This is a genomic window from Providencia vermicola, from assembly GCF_010748935.1.
Lineage (GTDB): Bacteria > Pseudomonadota > Gammaproteobacteria > Enterobacterales > Enterobacteriaceae > Providencia > Providencia zhejiangensis.
The window spans coordinates 2295768-2318039 of the sequence record NZ_CP048796.1 but is presented as its reverse complement, the minus strand read 5'-3'; the positions used below and the strand labels follow the sequence as shown (position 1 = coordinate 2318039).

The following is a 22272-nucleotide window of genomic DNA, read 5'->3' as shown; positions in this document are numbered from 1 at the left end:
GATAATTCATTATGAGTTCATCTGTTCACCGTATTTCTGTAAGAGAAATGAATGAGATCCGCAGTCGACGACAACTGGCAGTGATGAATAGGTTGTTTCAGCAATGGCAAGCTTTAAGTGAAAAGCGGCTCACTCGCAACGAAAGGACAACTCATATCACAACGGCATATCAAAAATTACGAGAAAAGTACGATAAAATTGCACAATTTTCCAGCCGTGAATTGAACGCATTTAATCAAGAAATGGCAAGTTTTACGGTAACTTTGAATAGTGAAATGCGCCAAATAAGAGAGCAATTCATTGAAGAACAAGCAATCGCTGCGCGTAGTCAATACCATCGCCAACGTAATCTTGCTGAATTACTCGAGCGGCTTCAGCAGCAAGCACCTCATGAAATAGCCTTAATTGCAGAGTTACAAAATAAGGCTATTTTAGATGATGAGCAGATGGCCTCGCTTATTTTTCGTGCGATGACAGTGCTGGAAAATGCCGCTAAATCACCAGCAGAAACGCAAAATGAACTGTTAACTCAGCTAAAAGCGCAGTCAGAAGGTAAAAGATTGTTTTGGCAAAGTGGTGGACCACAAAGCCCATTTGCAATCCAATGTGAACAAATTGCCTTGATGATTGAGAAACTAAATGTACTTGGCTGTCAAAAAGAGGCGACATTACACACAGAAAGATTAACTGAACTCCAATCAATGCCAGAGAATGCTCAGCGCCAGATGAGTGCAGACTCCTTAATTATGGTGATGGCTGAACAGTTACGTGATAATCAAAAACACCTTGAATTAATCGAAAGGCTGGCGCAGGTGAGAGATGAACTCGCAAGTTTTGAAAATGTAGAGTTTGCTTCACTTCTTCAACAAGCGGATCAAGCTTCAAGAATTAACCCAATCTCACAGATTGAGCGGTTAATTGAACAGATAGAAGCGGCCATAGAGCAAGCGGAAAATGCGATTATTATCCGTGCGCAACGGGAAACCATACTTGAAGGCTTAAGCAAATTAGGCTACGAAGTGCGTGAAAACTCAGTGACTTCATGGTTGGAAAATGGGCAAGTGGTGATTACCCACCCCGCAACTCCGGGCTATGGCCTCGAATTGGGGGGGAAGCAGACGCGTTTTCAGGCTCGCACGGTGGCTTTTTCCTCACAACGTGATAATCAGCGTGATCACGATGTGGATGCTATTTGGTGTAACCAGCATCAACAACTGCAAGATATTCTTGCGCAATCAGATGCGGAGTTAATGATTGATAGGGCATTACCCGCAGGAAGTGGTGAGATGAAAGTAGTTGAAATCACAGATGGAAATGAACAAAGTCGCAATATTATAAGCCATTTACCGCATCAAAAAACGTTGCGTTAATCACCCTCTTCTGTATGCGAAAAGGGCATTACCCCTTTTCGCGTACTCTAATACTTTGATGTTCGTTTACCAATGTTTGACATTACGATCAGCCTCGGTGACAGACGTCAGTTTTGCTAATTGCGGTAATATTTTCTTTTTCAAATCATCCATAAAGCTATAGATAACAGGAACGAACAGTAAACTGAGAACGGTAGAACTGAGTAAACCACCAATCACGGCGACCGCCATTGGCGCTCTGAACCCTGCATCGGCCCCTGTAGTCAGCACTAACGGTATCATTCCTCCTATCATGGCGAATGTTGTCATAATAATAGGGCGAATTCGCTCTTGACCAGCCTCAATGATCGCGTTTTCACGGCTTAAACCGCGACGTTCTTTTTCTAAAATAAATTCAACTAATAAGATTGAGTTTTTAGTGACGATTCCCATTAACATTAAAATACCGATAATAACAGGTAAGTCGATCATTGCACCGTACAAGACAAGAGCGATGATTGCACCACCGATGGAAAACGGCAGAGCCGCTAAAATGGTAATAGGCTGCATAAAATCTTTAAATAAGATGATTAAAATAGCGAATACCAATAATACACTGAATAGCATAGTGGTACTAAAACGGTTAAACATATCATTCATGTATTCGATATCGCCATCTTCAAGCGGTTCAATGCTTAAGGGTAATGCGTTATATTCGGGAAGAGCCTTCACATTTTCCAATGCTTCACCGAGTGTTAACCCTTCTAAGTTTCCTTCAATGACCATTTTTCGAGAACGGTTCACACGGTCAATTTGGGTAGGGCCATCACTAAAATCGATATTAGTAACGGATTTGATAGGAACACTCAGCTGCGTATTACTTCGAACATAAAGATTGTTTAAAACATTAAGATCATCTTTTTGGTAATCAGGAAGTATCACCTGCAACGCTAATTGTCTTTCCGGTAAATTGAATTTAGCACTTCTGGAATTAGATTCGCCCATACTTGCAACACGTAAGGTATTTGCAATTTCATCTGCGCTTACCGCCGTACGACCTAAATCATTCGTCGAGGGCGTAACGATTAATTCTTTACGTAATAGCGGTTTGACAACGCACACATTATTGATCCCTTTCACTGTTGCAATGCTATCGCGTAATGTGTGCATAGCCGCCTCTAATTCTTCAGGGTCAGTACCTGTGAATGTCAGCGAAAATTCTTTATTCCCATCACTATTACTAAAGGTATAACGTACGTCAGGACTTTGTTGTAATAAATGAGCAATCGAGTTTTCAAATTGCTTTTGAGACATGGCGCGTTCATGTGGTTCAATTAAAGTAAGAATAAGCTGGCCTTTATGTTGAGCAATACCATCGGCATCATCACTGATCCCCGCAATAGTATAAATGGACTTAACTTCCTCTCTATCTCCGAGTAATTTCGCCAGATGACTGATCGCTTTATTTGTTTCTTCAACCGGTGTGCCTGGTGGTAATTCCACATCAATTTGGCTAACACTAATATCCCCCTCAGGCATAAATCCAGCGGGTAAATAGGCAATTGTTGAAACCGAGCCAATTAAAAATAATAACGCTAAAGACAAAGCAAGTTTACGATGCCGTAATGTCACTAATAAGAACCGTGTATATTTTAAGATCCACTTAGGGACGTTATCTTCTTTAACAGGTTTTGAGGTCGGTAATAATAGATAAGCGGCCATGAGTGGCGTGACTAATCGAGCAACGAGTAATGAAGATAAAACGGCCGCAGAGACTGTAATTCCAAATGGCACAAAATATTTACCAACAAATCCCCCGATAAAACTGACCGGCAAGAAGACCGCGACAATAGTTAATGTTATTGCGACGATAGCGAATCCAATGGCATCGGAAGCTTTTAATGCCGCTAAGTAAGGACGTTCACCACGTTCAATATATTTTTGGATATTTTCAATCTCAACTATCGCATCATCGACTAGAATACCAATGACCAGTGTTAATGCTAATAATGTAATACTGTTCAGGCTGTAATCAAAAAGCGCTAATATAAAAAATGTTGGTAAAATCGACAATGGTAAGGCGATAGCTGCAACAAGTGTGGCTCGCCAGCTTTTCAAAAAGAAGAAAACGATAATGATGGTTAAGAATGCGCCTTCCAAAAGTGTTTGGATGGTTAAATGGTAGCTTGATTCCGTATATTTTACGGTTGAAGATACCAATTCAATGGCAACATCGGGATGTTTTTGTGTGAGTTCTGCAATAGCGCGATTGACCTCTTCGGCAACGATTGTATCACTGGATCCTTTAGCACGAAAAACGGCAAAACCAACCACATCTTTCCCATCTAACTGTGAGACTGTTTTGGTTGTTTTTTGCCCTAAATAAATCGTAGCGATGTCACCTAGCTTAACCCATTGCTGGTCACTAAGCGGGAGTTGGATATTTTTAATATCATCAATATTTTTTTTCTCACCTAAAACCCGAATAGTGTGTTGTAGGTCATTATATTTTGATGATCCGCCTGCTGAGTTTTGGTGAACATTTCGCAGTAATTCGTTAATGCTGATAATAGAAAGTTGTAATGCGGCTAATTTATTCGCATCAGGTTCCACTCTAATAATACTGTCGGCTCCCCCTAAACGGTTGACCTTTTGAACACCGGGGATCATGATCAGTTGTTTGCTGATAGTATCGTCAACAAACCAAGAGAGGTCTGCAATAGATTGCGTATCCGATGAAATGGCGTAACGCAATATGGCGCCACCCTCAACATCAACCCGATTAATTAATGGCTCATCGATAGTTTGGGGCAAATCACTTCTGATTTGTGCTATTTGCTCACGGATATCATTTGTTGCTATATAGGCATCAATATTTAAATCAAACTCAATGGTTGTCGTCGAAATACCCTCAGTAATCGTTGAATAGATATGACGAATACCGGGTATCCCTGATACAGCTTGTTCAATTTGTTTGGTCACTGCATTTTCTAATTCAGTGGGCGAGGAACCATCCTGAGTAACGGTTACCGTTACAATAGGGAAGCTAATAACAGGATTTGCAGTAACAGGTAAATGAATAAATGAAAATATACCTGCTATTGTTAATGCTAAAAAAATAACAATGGTAGGGATAGGGCGAGTAATTGCCCAAGAGGATAACTGCAATCTCATTTGATATCCTTTACAGGTATAACCTTATCATTTTCGGTCAGAAAAGCTTGAGCATTATTAACGACATTAATATCAGTAGGCAGTGGGCTTACTATTTCGACACGTCCTCCTTGTACTTGGCCTATGACGATTTTTTGCTGTTTAACGGTATTATTCTCGACAGTAAAAATGATCCTTTCACCGTTATCGATGGTTCTAATTGCACTATAAGGTAGGGTTAAAATAGGTTTTGCCGCTTTATTTATTATCGCCGTGCCCGACTCACCGAGTTGAATATTAGGGCGTTCATTTGTCATTGATATGCGTATTTTCCCTAGCTGTGAGATTGCATCTATTTTAGGAGATAAATAGCGTAACTTGCCTATAAATTGGTTGTTATCATTTGCTTTTAATGTTATCGATTCAATGGTTGATAGCCGTTTCAGTTCAGAAGAATGCGCGAATGCTTCAAATTCAATTTCATTATTTTCAATGATTTTAAAAAGCAGCTGATTATCCGTTAACATGCCACGTATTGCATGTCGCTCACTGATAACACCAGAAATGGGCGCAATGATTTTTGATTTTTCTTGCTGGCTTTGTTCTTTTAATAATTGTGCTTGCAGCTGGCGCAGTTCAGCACGACTGGCATTTAACATAGCTTGTTGTGCCACGGCTTCCGATTTCGCTTTTTCAAAATCATTGGCTGAAATAACCCCCTTGTGTGCAAGAGGTTTTAATCGAGATAACTCTTTTTGTGATTGTTCTGATAATGCTTTCTGTTGCTGAATATAAGCTGCCGCCTTTTCTGTTTCTGCTTGTAATTGCTCGACTGACGCATTTTGGAGTGGCGATTCTAGCGTCGCTAATAGCTGTCCTTTCTCTACCCATTGGCCTTCTTCGACAAAAACATCGATGACCATTTGTTGCTGTAATGGTGAGCCAATGGCAACTTCATTTTTTGCGATAAATTTACCGGGTAAGCTAATAACCTCTATGTGCTCTATTTTTTGTGGTTGAGTTACACTCAGGCGCATATTTTCAGCGCGAGAAGGTATCGATATGATGATAAGTATGGAAAAAAAACAAAAATAAAAAAAACGTGTCATAAATAAAGAAAGCCGATAGTGAATATGGGGCTTAATATAATCAGAGACACTATTTGTTACCATAAACCGGAGTTAAACCTTAATCTTCTGTTAAGGTTAGCTAAAAAATATTCATCATGAGTTTATGATAAGTCTGAAGGGAATACTCTAACTTGAAATAGATGAAGAGGTCACACTGAAAAGGCGGATGAACTTAGCCTAAACTGGAGTGGGGGTATTACCATTTATAGCCAACACCAATCGTGTAATTGGTATTATTGGAGTCACCTTTATTGGCATTGATTTTTTCTCGAATGATATTCGCATTTAAGTTTAATCCATCTGTCAGGTAGTACATCATTCCTAAACGCGCATTAAAATCTAAGCTTACGTCGTGATTAAATCCTCGGCCGATATGCCCTTTAGTATAGACATTGATAGTTTTTGCAAATAGATTTTGATTAAAGTCCCAAGCCAGATTTCCTTGCATGTAATTTTCTTTACTGTTATCTCGATATGCCATACGTTGGTAACTAATAAGGCCAGTAAAGGAAAGGGCGCTTCTTTCATTATTCCAGACTTGCCAACCAGGACCTGTTCCTAGGCCACCTTTCGATTTAATATCTTCAATCCAGTCATGCTGATAGTTAACAGAATTACGCCAAAAGAAAGCAGGATTAATAAAATGGTCTAGTTCATAACCTAAATTGTAATAATAGGTGCTGACCGTATGATTATCTTTATTTCTTATCATGGCTGCTGTGACGCCATGACGCCATTTTTTGGAGGTAACTTGCATATTTGCATCAAGCGAATATTTTTCACTACGGGAAGCGCCTTTATTGTATGCTGCCCCCGCACTTACAGCGCCCGTTATCTTAGTTTGTTTTGGGTGTTTTTCTTCGATTTTCTTACTCAAAACTAAGCGCTCGTTAATAGCCATTTTTTGCTGTTGATCACCATGAATTAATATGACGTGTTTTGTATCTGCTGCCTGTATTGCATCAATTTGCTGCCACTCAGAGGAAGCATTAGATTTTACAACAGCGGGGTTATCGATACTAAATGTTTTAATATCGTTGAGTTTTATTCTTAATTCTCCAGCATAGCTGGTCTTAATAAGCGCTTTATTATTATCAATAAGGCTGATATCACCAGAGAGTGAATCACCATTTTTTAAGTAGATATTATCAGCATAGCTATTCGCGGTAATTGAAACCAAAATTAAACCTGTAAAACACCGCATTAGACTAAACCCCATATCGTACTAAATATATCAATTAGTTAACCCTAGTATTGATAGAAATATAAGGCAAGATCCTTTACGAATCTGTAGTTATGACGAGTTTAATTTACGCAAATATAGCGTTATTTAATGACGCCAATATTGGGTTAGTTAATATTACTTAGTTGAACTATCCATCGAATATTATTTGTTCAGAAAAGAAGATATCAGCGCGTGAAATTGATATGAATGAGGTTCAGTTTATTGCGTTGGATGCTATATTATGAACTCCTACGCGATGACTGAGGTGTACATATGAAGATGTTAACGCTACAAGAGATGACTGATGCTCAACGCATGAGAGTAAGTACAAGGCTAGGTCAAGAAAGAAAAAAATTGGGGCGTGAATTAACCAATGCGGAGCACAGTAGGGTAAAGAACGAAATTGTCTCTGAAATATCAAAAGAGGTTGAATTGGCAGCTAAAAAGGCCAGAGTGCAGAAAAAGAAAGATAAATTAGTTGCCAGTGAGGAAACATACAGTTGGTCAACTCATAACCACCGTAGGGGTCTCCGTTAAAATATAGTTAATCAATGAGCTATATAGATAACAATTAATTCATTTGAAACTGGCAGAGTCATTAAATTGGCTCTGTCAGTATGTTTGTTGTAAAAATAACCCTTAATTTCCATGGGTTATCAGCCACTGTAAAACCTCTTGATAATTGCCACGGTACACAATTCTGTCTTGTTTTTGACTAAGCTGATAGTGATACATGGGGTCGTAGTATTCATTAAGTAATGGTACTAGCCAAATTAAGTGAGCATCGGTTTTACCACTTTTTTGTTGTTCGGCTAATGCAATATCCAGTGATGTTGTTAATTCTATGGTGCGTTGCGAACCTAAACGGCGATGAATTGCTGATAGGCCATGGTGCAGATATTCACTGTAGGCTATCCACCCTTGTTCTTCACCATAAGCAGTTAAAAACGCATGCGTCATCCGGTCAAAATATTCTTCTTTTAGTCGCTGTAAACGTAATTCAAAAGGGTCTTCAACAACCACAATAGCTGCATTTGCCATTTGCGCGCGTAGCGCCTCCGGTAGACTATTTGCGCCAATGGTGCGACCTTCATCTTCCAGTATCCAGCGTGTATGTTGTTGAGATTTTTTGAGCATTTCCACCGCTAGATGATTTTCGAATGTTGCTTGTGGGTATTGTTGTTGCAATGTTCTGCCGAAAGAGGAACCTCGGTGATGAGCGATCCCTTCAAGGTCAATACCATTAGGTAATTCATGTATCATCATCGTTTTACCGCTGCCAGTATATCCGCCTATCAAAATGATAGGGCGTTGAGCTAACTCTTTTGTTACCTCAATGGCAGCCTGTCTTAATGCTTTGTAGCCACCAATAATTAATGGGTACTCAATCCCTATCTCATGGAGCCATTGCTGAACGATATGTGAACGCATGCCCCCTCGAGCGCAACAGATATAGCCATGAGGATATTGTTGGCATGCTTTACGCCAAGCAGTAATTCGCTTGGCTCGAATTTCACCGTTGACTAATCGATGACCTAATTCTACTGCTTTTGCTGAGCCTTGTTGTTTATAGCATGTCCCAACAGCAGAACGTTCCGCATCATTCATTAAAGGGATATTGTGCGCGTTGGGCATTGACCCTTGCTGAAACTCAACAGGGGCGCGGACATCAATTAAAGGGGTGCCAGTAGTTAAAATTTGGCGGATATTTTGCGGTAATGCTGCTGATTCCATGGTGAAAACGGTTATTAATCCAAATTATAGGAGCGTCTACTATACTCCTATGTGGGCGTGAAGGCACGTCATGATCCTAACGGAGTAATAACAGGATACTTCCATCGTGACGCTGTCACTTATTTCGTGATTCTGTCAATGATTCAGTTTACTGACCTTTTTTGATGACGTGTAAGATTTTTCAACTCTGTCAGCGACAGGTAACGGTTGATGAGTCACCGTTAGAGCATTTAATGCTGACAGAAAGAAAACGAATATCAATGAATTACATGTTGTTGCATTGCGCTTTTATGGCAAGAATACAATCTTCGATAGCTTTAGGATCAGAAATATCGAAAGGTTTTCCTGTTAAATAAGCATGCTGTGCTGCCGCAAGTATGCGTTGATGCGAAATATGACTCGTTCTATTCAATAACCAATCTACAGCTTCTGATTTAGATGCAATGTCGTGAGTCGATAACGTATAAAATATACGAGCGAGGGCAAGGATAATATTACATTCATCGCCTTGCCAATCATCCGAGCTATTCCATTGAGCCAATGTCGCTTTGATTGCCTGTGATAAATCCTCTAATGGAATAGGGGCAAATGTGTGGGCAGCATCTTCACCGAGTATTGCGATATTGTGTAACCTCACTTTGGTGAGGAGAATCGCGACATCGGGATCTATTTGTGGGGGTTCAAAGATCCCTGAGTTAATGTCCTCTCTTAACCATTCACCAAATTGTAGTTCGCGATGAGGAGGGTAGCGCCACTGTTTTATGGTTTCACTGAGTAAGATAGTGATTTCTAATGCACGTAACGTAGGATCACTTCCAGGCCAAGCCGATACCGCTAGAAGCTCTCTCATTAATCGTTTACGTTGCTGCTCCGTCAGTGGTACATGAATGGTAACAAGCAAATCAATATCACTAAGGGGTTTTAGTCCCCCATGCAAAGTAGAGCCATAAAGGTGAATAGTATTGAGTGAATCACCAAGATGTTTCTCAATAAGTAAGCAGGCGGATTTCACTTGTTTCTGTATACTGCTGTCTATATGTTCAAAATTCATCAAAAACGTTTCTTTTTATCTCTTGTTATGCGAAATATTAATTACGGACTAAATCGACAGGATAAGAGTTGAATAAATAGCCATCAAAATTAGGATCTTCAACGTCAGATAATTCTAATAGCCGCCGTTTGACATTTTCGAGATGTTGCCACATAGCTTGTTTCGCCGCAATAGGGTCTTTTTTAACCATGGCAGCTAAAATGGCCTGATGATCTTTCATCCATTCTTGGCGGTAATTGATATCAGTAATTCGTGTATGCAATTTTAACCACATAGGATTATTATCTCGCCAAGCCCATGATTGTTTTAACAGTTCAACGAGTAAACTATTATGTGTTGCTTCAGCAATGGTGAGATGGAATTCGCGGTCGTTGTTTTCTGACTCTTCAGGATCCTGATTGTCATGATGCCGTTGTAATGCTTGACGAATATTGGCGATATCAACAGGGGTGACTTGCGTCGCAGCAAACTCAGCAATATTGCTTTCGAGTAGCTGCCTTGCCTGCAACAATTCAAATGGGCCTGCTGCATTCAGCGCGCAAGAGGCAGAGGTCGTGTTTTCTTTTTGATTAGGCAGAGCAATCAGATAAATACCGGAGCCTTTTCGCACTTCAATAAGGTTTTCAAGTTCTAGCATGATCAACGCTTCGCGCACAACAGCCCTAGAAACATTTAGCATCTCGGCTATTTCTCTTTCAGGGGGAAGCCTATCGCCGATGGCATAGCCCATATTCGTGATCATTTGCCGCAGTAAGTGGCCCACTTCTTGGTAAGGACGTTTAGTTTCAGTCGATGATGTCATGATAATGGCCATATCAATCTCCCGTCTTAGTTAAAGTAGTTTAGCACAAATTGGTTGACCAAATGTGATTATGGAAGCTACTCATAAAAAATGACAGCATATAAACTTAGACAATATATACCCCTATGGATTCGGCTTATTTTAATAGAACGCATTGAGTAATAAATAATTAGTGAAGTGTTATATCATTTTGCTAATTCATTTAACGACTCCATTGGTTAACTTATACGTATTAATACTGTGATCAGGTTAACCAAATAAATTAAGGGAAATAGTCGAATAGTGATTTGTATGCCACTATGCTTTTCCAAATTGAACCAATAGACTTCCTAATTTTGTGCTTGCTAGCCCCCTAGGAACCCGTCATGAAAAATAAACTGGCGATGACTGACCCTGTTATTGTCTATCCTAACTGGACGACTGACCGTTTGACAACTCGTATGGTTCATCTCGGGTGTGGGGCATTTCATCGAGCACATCAAGCGCTTTATATGCATCTTGTTTTAGAAAAAACGCAGAGTGACTGGGGCTATTGTGAGGTCAATTTGATGTCTGTGCGTAATATCGCCATCATTGAAGCCCTCAAAGCTCAATCGATGCAATATGCTATTGTAGAAAAAGGACCCTCAACAACAGCATTGAAAGTCATAGGCTCGATGAAAGAAGCGATGCATCCGCTGATTGATGGCGTCGACGCTATCATTGAAAAGATGGCTTCGCCTGATATCAGTATTATTTCGTTAACAATAACAGAAAAAGGTTATTGTATTGACCCAGTAACAGGTCAACTGGATCTTAATAATGAATTGATAAAACAAGATATTACAACTCCAGATACCCCTCGCTCAGCAATAGGGTTTATAACCGCGGCCCTGAAACGACGTTTCGAACGTCAGCGCCCTCCATTTTCTGTGCTCTCTTGTGACAATGTTCGTGATAATGGTCATATGGTTCGTCGAGCCGTTATTGGGTTGGCATCTTTGCAAGATCGGAAACTCAGCGAATGGATTGAACAACATGTCACGTTTCCATGCACGGTGGTAGATCGAATTGTCCCTGCCGTTACGGAAGAAAGTACCAATGAAATGACTCAGTTACTTGGTAAAAACGATCGGTGTGCTGTGATTTGCGAGCCTTTTAAACAGTGGATAATTGAAGACAATTTTGTTCATGGACGTCCTGAATGGGAACTTGCTGGCGCTAAATTTGTGCGGAACGTGAAACCTTTTGAATTAATGAAATTACGTCTGCTCAATGGCAGCCACTCCTTTTTGGCTTATTTAGGTTATTTAGGCGGCTATACCTATATCGCGGATACGATGGATAATCCTGATTACCGCAATGCAGTACGAAAGCTGATGCTTAATGAGCAAGCAATGACGGTTACGGTATCGGAAGATATTGATTTTATCGCTTATACGGACAGTTTAATGGCCCGCTTCACAAATCGAGCGTTAAGGCATCAAACATGGCAAATCGCGATGGATGGTAGTCAAAAATTACCTCAACGCTTATTGGACTCAGTTTTATGGCATTTAGAGCATGGAACGGAACACTCTTGCTTAGTATTAGGCATAGCGGGATGGATGCGTTATATCAGTGGTATTGATGAGCAAGGTAATACTATAGATATACGAGACCCACTAAAAAAAACATTTGCGGCTATATATGCAAAACACGGTCTTTCCGTCGGGGTCGTTGAAGAGTTATTAGCCATTGAATCGATATTTGATAAACATTTAGCAAATAATCCCTCTTTTATTACAGCAGTGAAATTGGCGTATCAGAAGTTACTGGATGTTGGTGCACGACAAGCTGTGGCGACATTATAACGTTGGAGCTTCTTATGAAATCCTTCCTTTGCGAAAATTTTTTATTAAACAATAAAGTAGCGCAGAATTTATATCATGATTATGCTGCCAAAATGCCAATTTATGATTATCACTGCCATTTAAATCCTCAAGAAATAGCTGAAAATCGTCAATTTGATAACCTTGGGCAAATATGGTTAGAAGCTGACCATTATAAATGGCGAGCTATGCGCTCGGCGGGTATTCCAGAACGATTCATTACAGGTCGTGAAAGTAGCGACTATGAAAAGTATTTAGCTTGGGCCAAAACGGTTCCAATGACATTGGGTAACCCGCTTTATCATTGGACCCATCTTGAATTGCGTCGCCCATTTGGTATTACTGGAAAATTATTAAGTCCAACGACCGCGGATGACATTTGGCATGAAGCGAATGAACGGCTTTCTCAGCCAGCGTTTTCAACACTCGGGATTATGCAACAAATGCAGGTGCATATGGTTGGTACCACCGATGATCCCATTGATTCTTTGATATACCATCAGCAAATAGCTCAAGATAAAACAATTAATATAGAAGTCCGCCCTAGCTGGCGGCCAGATCGTGTATTTAAAATCGAGCAGGTTGGTTTTGCTGACTACATTGAACAATTAGGGGAGAGTGCGAATATTGCTATTTCGCGTTTTAGCGATTTACTTTTCGCTCTAGAACGACGATTGGAATATTTTGCATTTCATGGGTGTATCGCATCCGATCATGGTATTGATATTGTGCGTTATGCACCGATACCCGATGAAACGGTGCTTGATCGGATATTACAAGCTCGCTTGCAAGGAAAAATCCTGGATGAAATCGCGATTGCACAATTTTCTACCGCGATATTAGGATGGTTGGGAAAACAGTATGCTAAATACGGTTGGGTGATGCAATTGCATATTGGCGCGATGCGTAATAACAATCGCCGACAATTTACGTTACTGGGGTCTGACAGTGGATTTGACGCTATTGGTGATTTACCGATTGCCTATCCACTTTCCCGTCTTCTTGATGAGATGGATAAAACTAACGAACTTCCTCGTACCATTCTCTATTGTGCTAATCCACGCGATAACGACGTTTTGGCGGCATTAATCGGTAATTTTCAGGATGGTGAGGTTGCGGGCAAAATCCAATTTGGCTCCGCTTGGTGGTTTAATGACCAAAAAGAAGGAATGCAGAGGCAATTGGAGCAGTTATCTCAGTTAGGTTTGCTCAGCCTATTTATCGGAATGTTGACTGACTCACGGAGTTTTTTATCTTATACACGGCATGAATACTTCCGGCGTATCCTTTGTAATATGCTAGGGACTTTAGTGATGAATGGAGAAATACCAGCAGAGGAAAAAATGATAGGCCAACTGGTTGAGAATATTTGTTTTTATAATGCTAAGCGTTATTTTTCAGCAATAACTCCCCTTAGTCAGTGAAATTCACGCAAGTTATCGTTGTTTGAGTCTTTTTAAGGTACTGTAATATTTTTTATATAGCTTATTTTGCCATATAATAACAAAAAGTAATTTGCTCTAGACCGAGCGGTCTATTACAGTAGAGATATGAACAGAAAGTCAGAACAGGATACACGAGAACACCTTTTGGTTACGGGAGAAAACCTTTGTCTTCAGCGAGGCTTTGTCGGCATGGGGTTAAATGAGTTGTTAAAAACCGCAGAGGTACCAAAAGGCTCGTTTTACCATTATTTCCGCTCGAAGGAAGCCTTTGGCGTGGCTATGTTAGAACGCTATTATGCGGTTTACCTCCAACGGCTAGAGGGGCACTTTGAGCATGGCACAGGGAATTATCGAGATCGCTTGTTGGCTTATTATGGAAAGGTGCTGGATAACACTTGTGCATTTAGTCATATAACAGGTTGTTTGACGGTCAAATTATCCGCTGAGGTATGTGACTTATCAGAGAATATGAACACAGCTATGGATAAAGGTGTCAGTCAAGTAGTGGCTATACTGGCACAAGCACTGGTTAATGGCCGAAATGAAAAGTCGTTGAGCTTCTCGGGTGAGCCATTGTCTGTCGCACAGGTACTTTATTCACTCTGGCTAGGTGCGAATTTACAAGCCAAAATTTCTCGAAGTCGCGCACCAATGGAAAGTGCTCTGGCTTATGTGGAAAAAATCATCACTACGCCTGATTGTTGATAGGCGTTTTTATTTACCTAACTACTAGTCGACCGGTCTAATCTGGAGATTTTATGTCACAGAAAAAATTATTCACAGCGCTTAAAGTGGGGTCGTTAACTGCTCCAAATCGTATTTTTATGGCCCCATTAACTCGCTTACGTAGCATTGAACCGGGGGATATTCCAACGGCTTTGATGGCTGAATATTATCGTCAACGTGCGACAGCTGGCTTAATTATCTCAGAAGCAACTCAAATCTCTGCTCAGGCAAAAGGCTATGCGGGCGCTCCCGGCTTACATAGTGCCGAACAAATTGAAGCATGGAAAAAAATTACCGCTACCGTTCATCGTGAAGGAGGGCGTATTGCCGTACAGCTATGGCATACAGGGAGAATTTCTCATACAAGCCTTCAACCTGAAGGCGCTGCACCAGTAGCACCCTCTGCTATCAATGCGGGAACCAGAACATCATTAAGAGATGAACATGGGCGAGCTATTCGAGTTGATACGTCTACACCGCGAGCATTAGAACTTGCTGAAATCCCCGGCATCGTTAATGATTTTCGTCAAGCTGTTGCTAATGCAAGGGAAGCGGGTTTTGACATGGTTGAACTGCATGCGGCACATGGTTATTTATTACATCAATTCTTATCACCATCAGCCAATCATCGCACCGACCAATATGGTGGAACAAGGGAGAACCGTGCACGTTTTCTGCTAGAGGTCATTGATGCTGTTTGTGCAGAATGGAGTCCTGAACGCATTGGTATTCGTGTTTCTCCATTAGGTCGTTTTCAAAATACCGATAATGGGCCAAATGAAGTTGAAGATGCGTTATATCTTATTAACGAATTGAATAAACGACACATTGCTTATCTTCACATGTCTGAGCCTGATTGGGCTGGAGGACAACCATACAGCTTAGATTTTCGCAAACAAGTTCGTGAGCGTTTCGAGGGAGTAATTATCGGTGCGGGGGCCTATACGGTTGAGAAAGCTGAAGATCTGATCGAGAAGGGATTGATTGATGCAGTTGCATTTGGACGTGATTTTATTGCTAATCCAGATTTAGTAACGCGTTTCCAGCATAAGGCGGCGTTAAATCCGCAACGTCCTGAAACCTTTTATGGAGGAGGAGCAGAAGGGTATACCGACTATCCTTTTCTTTAGATTTTAATTTTAGTAGCGGCGGATTATCGCCGCTTATCCTCTACGAGGATAGAAACAATGCTAGTGTTTTTAGTGAGTAAAACTTATTAAGTTTACAATAAGACTTTTATTTAAAAATTGATGGTCGCTAAAGTATCATTAATTTATTTTTATCCCTCAAAATACCCTGCCATAATTTATCTTATACATCTAATTTAAATATTGACCTGAAAGTTTATCTCCGTAATATCTCTTACCATTAAGAGTCAATGATGTAAAAATCACACTGCTTATTATTTGAATAAAGCCTTTGCGCTATGGCTTATTTTTAACTGTGTATATCGGATAACACATTAATGGTCATACTCATTTTTTGGCTAATGCCAACAAGGTATTGCATTAATTTATAAGGAAAATGTTTAAACTTGCATATACGGCAAACTTAAAATAAAAGTTTTTTATGTGGTTTTTGAGCTATAGGCGCCTTTTCATTAGCAAATCGTCATTTTTATTTTTTTATGCTAACGGTGATCTATTGAACAATATATTACATAAGTGATTATCGAATAATAGTGATTTAAAAAGGTTAGCATAATGAACATCAATAAAGATAACGAACTGAGTGATAAAAACATTAGCAGTAATGATTGGGAAATAGAATGTGATAGCGCTTCACTTGTTATGGCTAAAAACACGGAATTAGTTCTATTCGAAAATACGCAAAATTCTGACAAGACAACCACTCTCATTGCATCGTTTGTTGCATCCTGTAATCAACGAGGTGAAAAGCCATTAGATCAATGGCTGCATGATGAATTTCGTAAATATCCGGAGATCTGGGAAAATGAAGAGGAAATACGAAACACGACACGAGATGTGATTGAATCTACAGATGCTTTTAATGTTTCACGTCATTCATTACAACGTCATCAAGAACAAGGGCGCAGCCGCGCATCTTGGTTGGCCAATGAGATTGAAAAAAATGCGGCGGTTAGTGGCTCAGTTGATGTAGGTCGATATGCGACTGATATTGATAGCGCTTTGGCAGATGCAACGGCTAATGCTCGTAAAATAGTGAGCACTTTAGGCGGTGAAATCAATGGCAACTATAATTTGGATGGCTTTATCGCTGAACAACACCATGTCGATACCTTTAATATCGATGCCACGGTGAAAGGAAGTCCTTATCGTGCACGAATGGTCAATTCTCATGACTTGAATTCAGTTGATATTGAAATTGTGGATGTCAACGGTAATGTGGTGGGGCAGTATCAATCGAAATATGGCTCAGATGCCAAATCAACCCATAGCCAATTTGAGCGTGGTGACTATTCCGGTCAACAGCGTTTAGTTCCAGAAGGCCAAGGGAACGATGTTCCTAATAGTACAGAAGTGATCGAGGCTGGTGGTGTCACCTCGACCCCTTTATCTAAAGAAAAAGCTAAGGCCCTTCAAAAACAAGCTCAGGCAGAAAGAGAAACGTATCAATATGAGTGGAAAGATACCAACCGCATTGATATTGCTAAAAAAATAGGTAAGCAAGCTCTGTTCGGTGCTTGTATTGCTGTTGGTATGCAGGGGGTAAGAATTCTCGCCCGTCGAGCTTGGAATCGACTGAATGGCCGCCAAAATCCAAGTGTTAACGACGATCTAAAGGAATTTTTTTCAAGTTCATTGCGCTCTACCACTGAGACAGCTGCACAGATTGCAGTATCTGGTGCTGTTGTCGTTGCGGTAAAAAATGGCTACCTAGGGGCACTATTACGCAATACGCCAGCAGGATTAATCACCAATATCGCTTGTATCGGCTTACAAAATGCGAAAGTTCTTTATAAATTAGGTAAAGGTGAATTAACTCAAAGTGAAGCGCTTGATGAAATTGGTAGCACGACAGTGACAGCTTCCATGGCAATTTTGGGCGCGACGAAAAGCGCGATGGTCGGCGTGAAGATGGGGACAGTTTTTGGTCCTATCGGCATGGCTGCGGGTGGTTTTATCGGTGGTGTGGCTGGAGGCATTGCGGGCAGTAAAGTGGGTGAAATCATCTATGATGCCGGTAAGGTCGTCGCAAAAAAAGCCATTGAAGTGGTGAGTAGCGTTGTAGAAAGTACAGGGCAAGCAATCAAATCCATCGGGCGTGGTATCAGCAACTTTGCATCTTCACTTTTTTCGCTGTGGTAAATACAATGAATCGATCTGAAATTAAAGAAAAGTTAATAACTTATTTATCTGTTGGATATCCAGGCTTATACATACAGTCAGGTGAAGAAGCTAGGGTTGATGCCTTATTACAAGAGGTTGCCTCAGAATTAGAGTTATATCCCAAAGAATGGAACCTTGGTTATGGTTGGGTTGATTTTTATCATAAACAGCCGCGCGATTGCCAAAATGAAAATATTGAACTAGCCAATGGTTTAATGACCTTACTTGATGATGACTTAACAGGTAAGCTATTCATTATTAAAGATGCTAAAAATGCTCTAGAAAACCATCCACTGGCAGTCGCTAGACTGAAACAATTATTAAACCGCATTCAACGTCATCACCGTGGTCATTCTGCGGTGATCCTCGTATCAGAAAGTCTATATATACCTGCTCAAATCGAAGCACAAATTACGCTCTTACCGCTAAAACTTCCTCATGGTGAAGAGATATCGAACCTAGTCGATATAGTGTGCCAACAAGTGAGTTTACGCACTCCTGAAGTGCTAAAACCGCGTTTATGTGCGGCTTGTAGTGGTTTAAGTCAGGAAGAAATTCGCCAAGCACTTGCTATGGTTCGCCAGAAACAAGAGCAACTTGACGAAGCAGGGCTGGCTCTCATTCAACATGAAAAAGAGCAAATCATCGCTAAAAGTGGTGTGCTTGAGATGATTAAAGTCAGTGAAAATGCTTCAGATATTGGTGGTCTTGAAAATCTTAAAAGTTGGCTTCATCGTCGCTCACAGATTTTCTGCCGTTTGGGAGAGGCTGTTACTGCAAAAATACAAACGCCAAAGGGGGTTTTGATAGCCGGTATGCCAGGTTGTGGTAAATCATTAACGGCTAAGGCCGCTGCAAGCTTATTTCAACTGCCATTATTACGTTTAGATATCGGTTCATTACTTGGTAAATATGTTGGTGAGAGTGAAAACAACATGCGCCGTGCATTAACCATGGCTGAATCTGTGAGTCCTTGTATTCTCTGGATAGATGAGTTGGAAAAAGCGTTTGTTGGTATGAACAATGGCAGTGGCTCAGAGGTTTCATCACGGCTTTTTGGTTATTTTCTGACATGGATGCAAGAAAAAACAGGTTCCGTGTTTGTCATTGCTACAGCAAATAATATTACGGTGTTGCCACCTGAATTATTACGTAAAGGGCGTTTTGATGAGGTCTTTTATGTCGGTTTTCCAAATGCCGCTGAACGGGGAGCAATTCTCGATATTCATCTTAAGGGAACGGGATTAATGCTTAAAGCTGGAGAGCGTAGCAAACTCGTTACTAAGTGTAGAGATTTTGCAGGTGCTGATATTCAAAATGCGGTGAACGAAGCCAAAGAATCCGTGTTTCTCGATAGCCGAGAATTAAACTTTAAAGAGTTAGAATTTGCTATTGAGCAAACCGTACCTTTAAGAGAAACACTGCGGGAGCAAGTTGCTAAATACGAAGAATTATTTGAAAAACTTAAGCTTAAACCAGCATCGACAATTGAAGGCCTCAGTGTTGCACAGATGCTAAGACTGGCGGATGACCCTAATGCTATTCGTCGTAAAAGTGTCGCAACCAATGAAGATTGCCCCGATGATTTATTAGAGAAGTTAGCTAATGATTCTGAACCAGAAATTAGGACAGCCGTATACGAAAATCCGAATTGCCCTGAACGGCTGTTGAGCATGCGAATTAATATAGGAGAAGGGCAAGCAGACTATGACCTAGATTTATTGCATTTAGCGTGTATTCACCCTCATGCTCCCCATGATTTATTGGCCTCACAATATCAACGCTTAAAACTCACAATGGAGCATAAAAAGCTTCTAGCGAGTAAAAGCACTCACAATTTATTGCTCGATTGCTTATTACAGGATGAAGATATCACTATTCGCCAATTAGTTGCTCGTAATGAAAATCTAAGTTCTGAACAACAGCTTTTATTAACTAAAGATAGAGAGATTGAAGTACGTACCAGCCTAGTCCATAACAATAATTTATCGTTGAAGGCGCAATTGCAACTTGCTCGAGATACATGTTCAGATGTCCGCGAGGCTCTAGCTAAATTTGCTGAATTGACAGATGAAGTACAATTAATTCTTGCTCGAGATGAATCTTATGATGTTCGAGCAACATTAACTGAGTATTACGATGACCTAACTGAAGAGGCCCAGCTAATCTTAGCGCGAGATAGGGATATTGACATTCGTATCAAATTAGCAAGTCGTGATGGTGGGTCAAAACTATCTGATAAAACGAAGAAAATCCTAATCAAAGATCAGCCAAAGGTTCTTTTAGCTCTGGCTGATAACGAAAGTATTTCAGCTGAAACACAGTTAATTTTAGCGCAGCATACTGATGTTAAAGTGCGTAAAAAATTAGCTAACCACAATTCATTGTCACATGCCGCGGTACAAGCATTACTGCAAGATATAGAAGAAGTGCAGATTGAACTTGCGGGTAATTCTCATCTAGATACTTTACCGGATGAATTCCAATCAATACTGAGTCAAAGTCAATTCGAAGATGTTCGTCGAGCTTTAGCAAGCAATCGAAAAATTAACATTGAAGCCCAAATATTACTGGCACAAGATCTTTGCGAACCAGTACGTAATGATTTAGCGATGAATAACAGTATCTCACAAGAGGTCGCTGAAATATTAGTTAAGGATGAAAGTGCAGAGGTCCGTGAAACATTAGTGAAATATGGCTATCGCTATCGTGAGATACCGCTTGTCATACAACAGCATGTGGCTGATGACGCTGAGCCTAGAGTGCGTAAAACACTCGCCGGTGCAATAAATTTACAGGATGAAATCCAGCAAATATTATTTGAACAGGATCCTGAAATATATGAAACACTCGCTAGGAATCCGTGTATTAGCCTAATAATACAGCAGCAACTTTTAGAAATAGACGATCCTGAGGTTCTGCTTTGTTTAGCCAGTAACCCATCCCTTGATAGTACGATACAAGCTTTATTATCTGAAAACAGTAATACAGAAGTACGAACTCGCCTTGCAGATAATTTTTCATTGACGCCTTCAGTTGCCGATAAATTAATTGAAGATATTGAGGATGTGCAAAAAAGCCTAGCACATAACTTACAATTGAGTGAATCGCAGTATCTCCGACTATTCAAAAAAGGCTCAGAAGATGTGCGAGAAATATTAGCGTCAAACCCTAAAATAGGTGAAAGTCTGATGGAGCAAATATGTGATTGGCGGAAAGACTCAGACTCTTCATTGATGGGGAGAATGAATATATTTGGTTTAACCTCCAATACTATTTCTAAAAGTAAACTCGCTCTAGCCAGTAACAAGCAATTACCTGAGGCATTACAGCTCATTTTACTAAAACAAGGTGATGAGTTACTTGAATTAGCCAAAGTACTGGCGAAAAATACCGCTATATCTAAAATCGTACAGAAAGAGCTTGTAAATCATAAAAGTGCAAGTGTACGTGAAATTTTGGCTGCGAATAACAATATTTGTTATGACGTTAAGCTAAAATTAATGAGTGATACCGTTGCCTCAGTGAGAGCTGCGCTGACTAATAATTTATGGCTAGAAAGTGAAATACAGCGACAGTTAGCTCGGGATCCTTCACCTATAGTTCGTCAAGCTTTAGCTGGCTGCGATGATTTAGATAAATCCTCACAGATAATACTTGCCCAATCTCCAGAAAAAGACGTTCGCGCTACCTTACTCAAAGGCAAAAACAACATCATGTTTTACCTTAAACGAACGACTCAAGAGATGCTAGCGAGAGACAAAGAACCTGAAATTCGAGAGCTTTTGGCGGCATATGATCAATTAGATCCGGCGGCACAGCTAATATTAGCGAAAGACGATTTACTTAGCGTAAGAGTTGCGTTGGCTAAACGTGATGAAAGCTGGATGGGAACACCATTAAGTGAAGAAGTACAGCAAATACTCGCTCATGATTCACATTTTGATGTGCGCCTTGCGCTTGCTGGTTACACTCGTCTGCACTCGAATATTCAAGCACAATTAGCGGCAGAGACTAATGCTAGTATCAAAATAAAACTCATGGAAGAATCTAACTACGTAAATCAATTGTCATTAGAAGCTCAGCAAGTACTCGTTCAAGATCCTGATAAGGAAATTAGGAAAAAATTAATAAGCACATTATTCGGTATATTTTCCATCACAAGTAGTGAAGATATTTATTTGACACTTGCTAAGGATCCTGATGAAGAAGTGCGAAACTGGATGATCTCAACGCTTTTAATGCCATATTGTCGAGCTAAATACAGCAATGCAGTCAGAAGGGCGCTATTTGATGATGCGAGTGAAGAAATAAAAAGAAAGTTAGAACAGGTTGAAAGTTGCAGAAAAGCTGATTCATAACCAGCCATTTATCATCTAGAGGTGAATTTATTTGCATGCCCTACATGACTACTGTCATTGATATTGACAAAGGATTATTTGAATAGGGTAAACTTGATGTAGTCAGTAGGGTAACATAGGAGATTGGTTATATTT

14 protein-coding genes are annotated in these 22272 nt (G+C 40.3%); 8 read left to right on the top strand and 6 right to left on the bottom strand.

What is annotated here, in order from left to right:
- Window positions 1-11: 11 nt before the first annotated feature.
- A complete protein-coding gene (locus G3341_RS10360) occupies window positions 12-1370 on the top strand; it encodes a hypothetical protein (protein ID WP_163861679.1) in 1359 nt (452 codons plus the stop codon).
- Between the two features lie 66 nt (window positions 1371-1436).
- Here G3341_RS10360 and G3341_RS10355 read toward each other — a convergent pair whose 3' ends face one another.
- The 3 genes from G3341_RS10355 to G3341_RS10345 all read right to left on the bottom strand — a co-directional run bounded on the left by G3341_RS10355 (window position 1437) and on the right by G3341_RS10345 (window position 6836).
- A complete protein-coding gene (locus G3341_RS10355) occupies window positions 1437-4523 on the bottom strand; it encodes an efflux RND transporter permease subunit (protein ID WP_163861676.1) in 3087 nt (1028 codons plus the stop codon).
- Complete coding sequence (locus G3341_RS10350) at window positions 4520-5539, bottom strand: efflux RND transporter periplasmic adaptor subunit (RefSeq protein WP_154623438.1); 1020 nt, start codon at window positions 5537-5539, stop codon at window positions 4520-4522. Before G3341_RS10350 ends, G3341_RS10355 begins: the two co-directional genes overlap by 4 nt.
- A gap of 289 nt (window positions 5540-5828) precedes the next feature.
- Window positions 5829-6836 (bottom strand): DUF481 domain-containing protein, encoded by a 1008-nt coding sequence (locus G3341_RS10345; protein WP_244316424.1) that lies wholly within the window; start codon window positions 6834-6836, stop codon window positions 5829-5831.
- A 294-nt stretch (window positions 6837-7130) separates the two neighbouring features.
- Here G3341_RS10345 and G3341_RS10340 point away from each other — a divergent pair, with 294 nt between their 5' ends.
- The gene (locus G3341_RS10340; protein ID WP_163861670.1) at window positions 7131-7394 is read left to right on the top strand and encodes a DUF3811 domain-containing protein; all 264 of its coding nucleotides are present in this window, start codon (window positions 7131-7133) and stop codon (window positions 7392-7394) included.
- Between the two features lie 102 nt (window positions 7395-7496).
- On the opposite strand, the gene mnmH is transcribed toward G3341_RS10340, so the two are convergent.
- From mnmH to G3341_RS10325, 3 genes are all read right to left on the bottom strand, one after another.
- The gene (gene mnmH, locus G3341_RS10335; protein ID WP_154623441.1) at window positions 7497-8591 is read right to left on the bottom strand and encodes a tRNA 2-selenouridine(34) synthase MnmH; all 1095 of its coding nucleotides are present in this window, start codon (window positions 8589-8591) and stop codon (window positions 7497-7499) included.
- 265 nt (window positions 8592-8856) lie between these two features.
- Complete coding sequence (gene aadA33 / locus G3341_RS10330; protein WP_163861668.1) at window positions 8857-9642, bottom strand: ANT(3'')-I family aminoglycoside nucleotidyltransferase AadA33; 786 nt, start codon at window positions 9640-9642, stop codon at window positions 8857-8859.
- Window positions 9643-9679: 37 nt separating this feature from the next.
- Entirely contained in the window at window positions 9680-10444 is a 765-nt protein-coding gene (locus G3341_RS10325) for an FCD domain-containing protein (RefSeq protein ID WP_154623448.1), read from the bottom strand.
- 365 nt (window positions 10445-10809) lie between these two features.
- On the opposite strand from G3341_RS10325, the gene G3341_RS10320 reads away from it, so the two are divergent.
- From G3341_RS10320 to G3341_RS10295, 6 genes are all read left to right on the top strand, one after another.
- Window positions 10810-12276: a fructuronate reductase gene (locus tag G3341_RS10320; protein ID WP_154623443.1), complete on the top strand. Its 1467-nt coding sequence runs from the start codon at window positions 10810-10812 to the stop codon at window positions 12274-12276.
- A 14-nt stretch (window positions 12277-12290) separates the two neighbouring features.
- Window positions 12291-13718 carry a glucuronate isomerase gene (uxaC, locus tag G3341_RS10315; RefSeq protein WP_163861665.1) on the top strand — a complete coding sequence of 476 codons (1428 nt, stop codon included), beginning with the start codon at window positions 12291-12293 and terminating at the stop codon, window positions 13716-13718.
- A 126-nt stretch (window positions 13719-13844) separates the two neighbouring features.
- Entirely contained in the window at window positions 13845-14444 is a 600-nt protein-coding gene (locus G3341_RS10310) for a TetR/AcrR family transcriptional regulator (protein WP_163861663.1), read from the top strand.
- Between the two features lie 53 nt (window positions 14445-14497).
- Entirely contained in the window at window positions 14498-15595 is a 1098-nt protein-coding gene (locus G3341_RS10305) for an alkene reductase (protein ID WP_154623446.1), read from the top strand.
- Between the two features lie 573 nt (window positions 15596-16168).
- A complete protein-coding gene (locus G3341_RS10300; RefSeq protein ID WP_244316423.1) occupies window positions 16169-17755 on the top strand; it encodes a hypothetical protein in 1587 nt (528 codons plus the stop codon).
- Between the two features lie 5 nt (window positions 17756-17760).
- The gene (locus G3341_RS10295; protein WP_208852748.1) at window positions 17761-22137 is read left to right on the top strand and encodes an AAA family ATPase; all 4377 of its coding nucleotides are present in this window, start codon (window positions 17761-17763) and stop codon (window positions 22135-22137) included.
- Window positions 22138-22272 lie beyond the last annotated feature (135 nt).

What these genes read in the sequence shown, in the direction of transcription:
- G3341_RS10360 (WP_163861679.1), top strand. Translation starts at nt 12, where the DNA reads ATGAGTTCATCTGTTCACCGTATTTCTGTAAGAGAAATGAATGAGATC.
- G3341_RS10355 (WP_163861676.1), bottom strand. Translation starts at nt 4,523, where the DNA reads ATGAGATTGCAGTTATCCTCTTGGGCAATTACTCGCCCTATCCCTACC.
- G3341_RS10350 (WP_154623438.1), bottom strand. Translation starts at nt 5,539, where the DNA reads ATGCGCCTGAGTGTAACTCAACCACAAAAAATAGAGCACATAGAGGTT.
- G3341_RS10345 (WP_244316424.1), bottom strand. Translation starts at nt 6,836, where the DNA reads ATGCGGTGTTTTACAGGTTTAATTTTGGTTTCAATTACCGCGAATAGC.
- G3341_RS10340 (WP_163861670.1), top strand. Translation starts at nt 7,131, where the DNA reads ATGAAGATGTTAACGCTACAAGAGATGACTGATGCTCAACGCATGAGA.
- mnmH (WP_154623441.1), bottom strand. Translation starts at nt 8,591, where the DNA reads ATGGAATCAGCAGCATTACCGCAAAATATCCGCCAAATTTTAACTACT.
- aadA33 (WP_163861668.1), bottom strand. Translation starts at nt 9,642, where the DNA reads ATGAATTTTGAACATATAGACAGCAGTATACAGAAACAAGTGAAATCC.
- G3341_RS10325 (WP_154623448.1), bottom strand. Translation starts at nt 10,444, where the DNA reads ATGACATCATCGACTGAAACTAAACGTCCTTACCAAGAAGTGGGCCAC.
- G3341_RS10320 (WP_154623443.1), top strand. Translation starts at nt 10,810, where the DNA reads ATGAAAAATAAACTGGCGATGACTGACCCTGTTATTGTCTATCCTAAC.
- uxaC (WP_163861665.1), top strand. Translation starts at nt 12,291, where the DNA reads ATGAAATCCTTCCTTTGCGAAAATTTTTTATTAAACAATAAAGTAGCG.
- G3341_RS10310 (WP_163861663.1), top strand. Translation starts at nt 13,845, where the DNA reads ATGAACAGAAAGTCAGAACAGGATACACGAGAACACCTTTTGGTTACG.
- G3341_RS10305 (WP_154623446.1), top strand. Translation starts at nt 14,498, where the DNA reads ATGTCACAGAAAAAATTATTCACAGCGCTTAAAGTGGGGTCGTTAACT.
- G3341_RS10300 (WP_244316423.1), top strand. Translation starts at nt 16,169, where the DNA reads ATGAACATCAATAAAGATAACGAACTGAGTGATAAAAACATTAGCAGT.
- G3341_RS10295 (WP_208852748.1), top strand. Translation starts at nt 17,761, where the DNA reads ATGAATCGATCTGAAATTAAAGAAAAGTTAATAACTTATTTATCTGTT.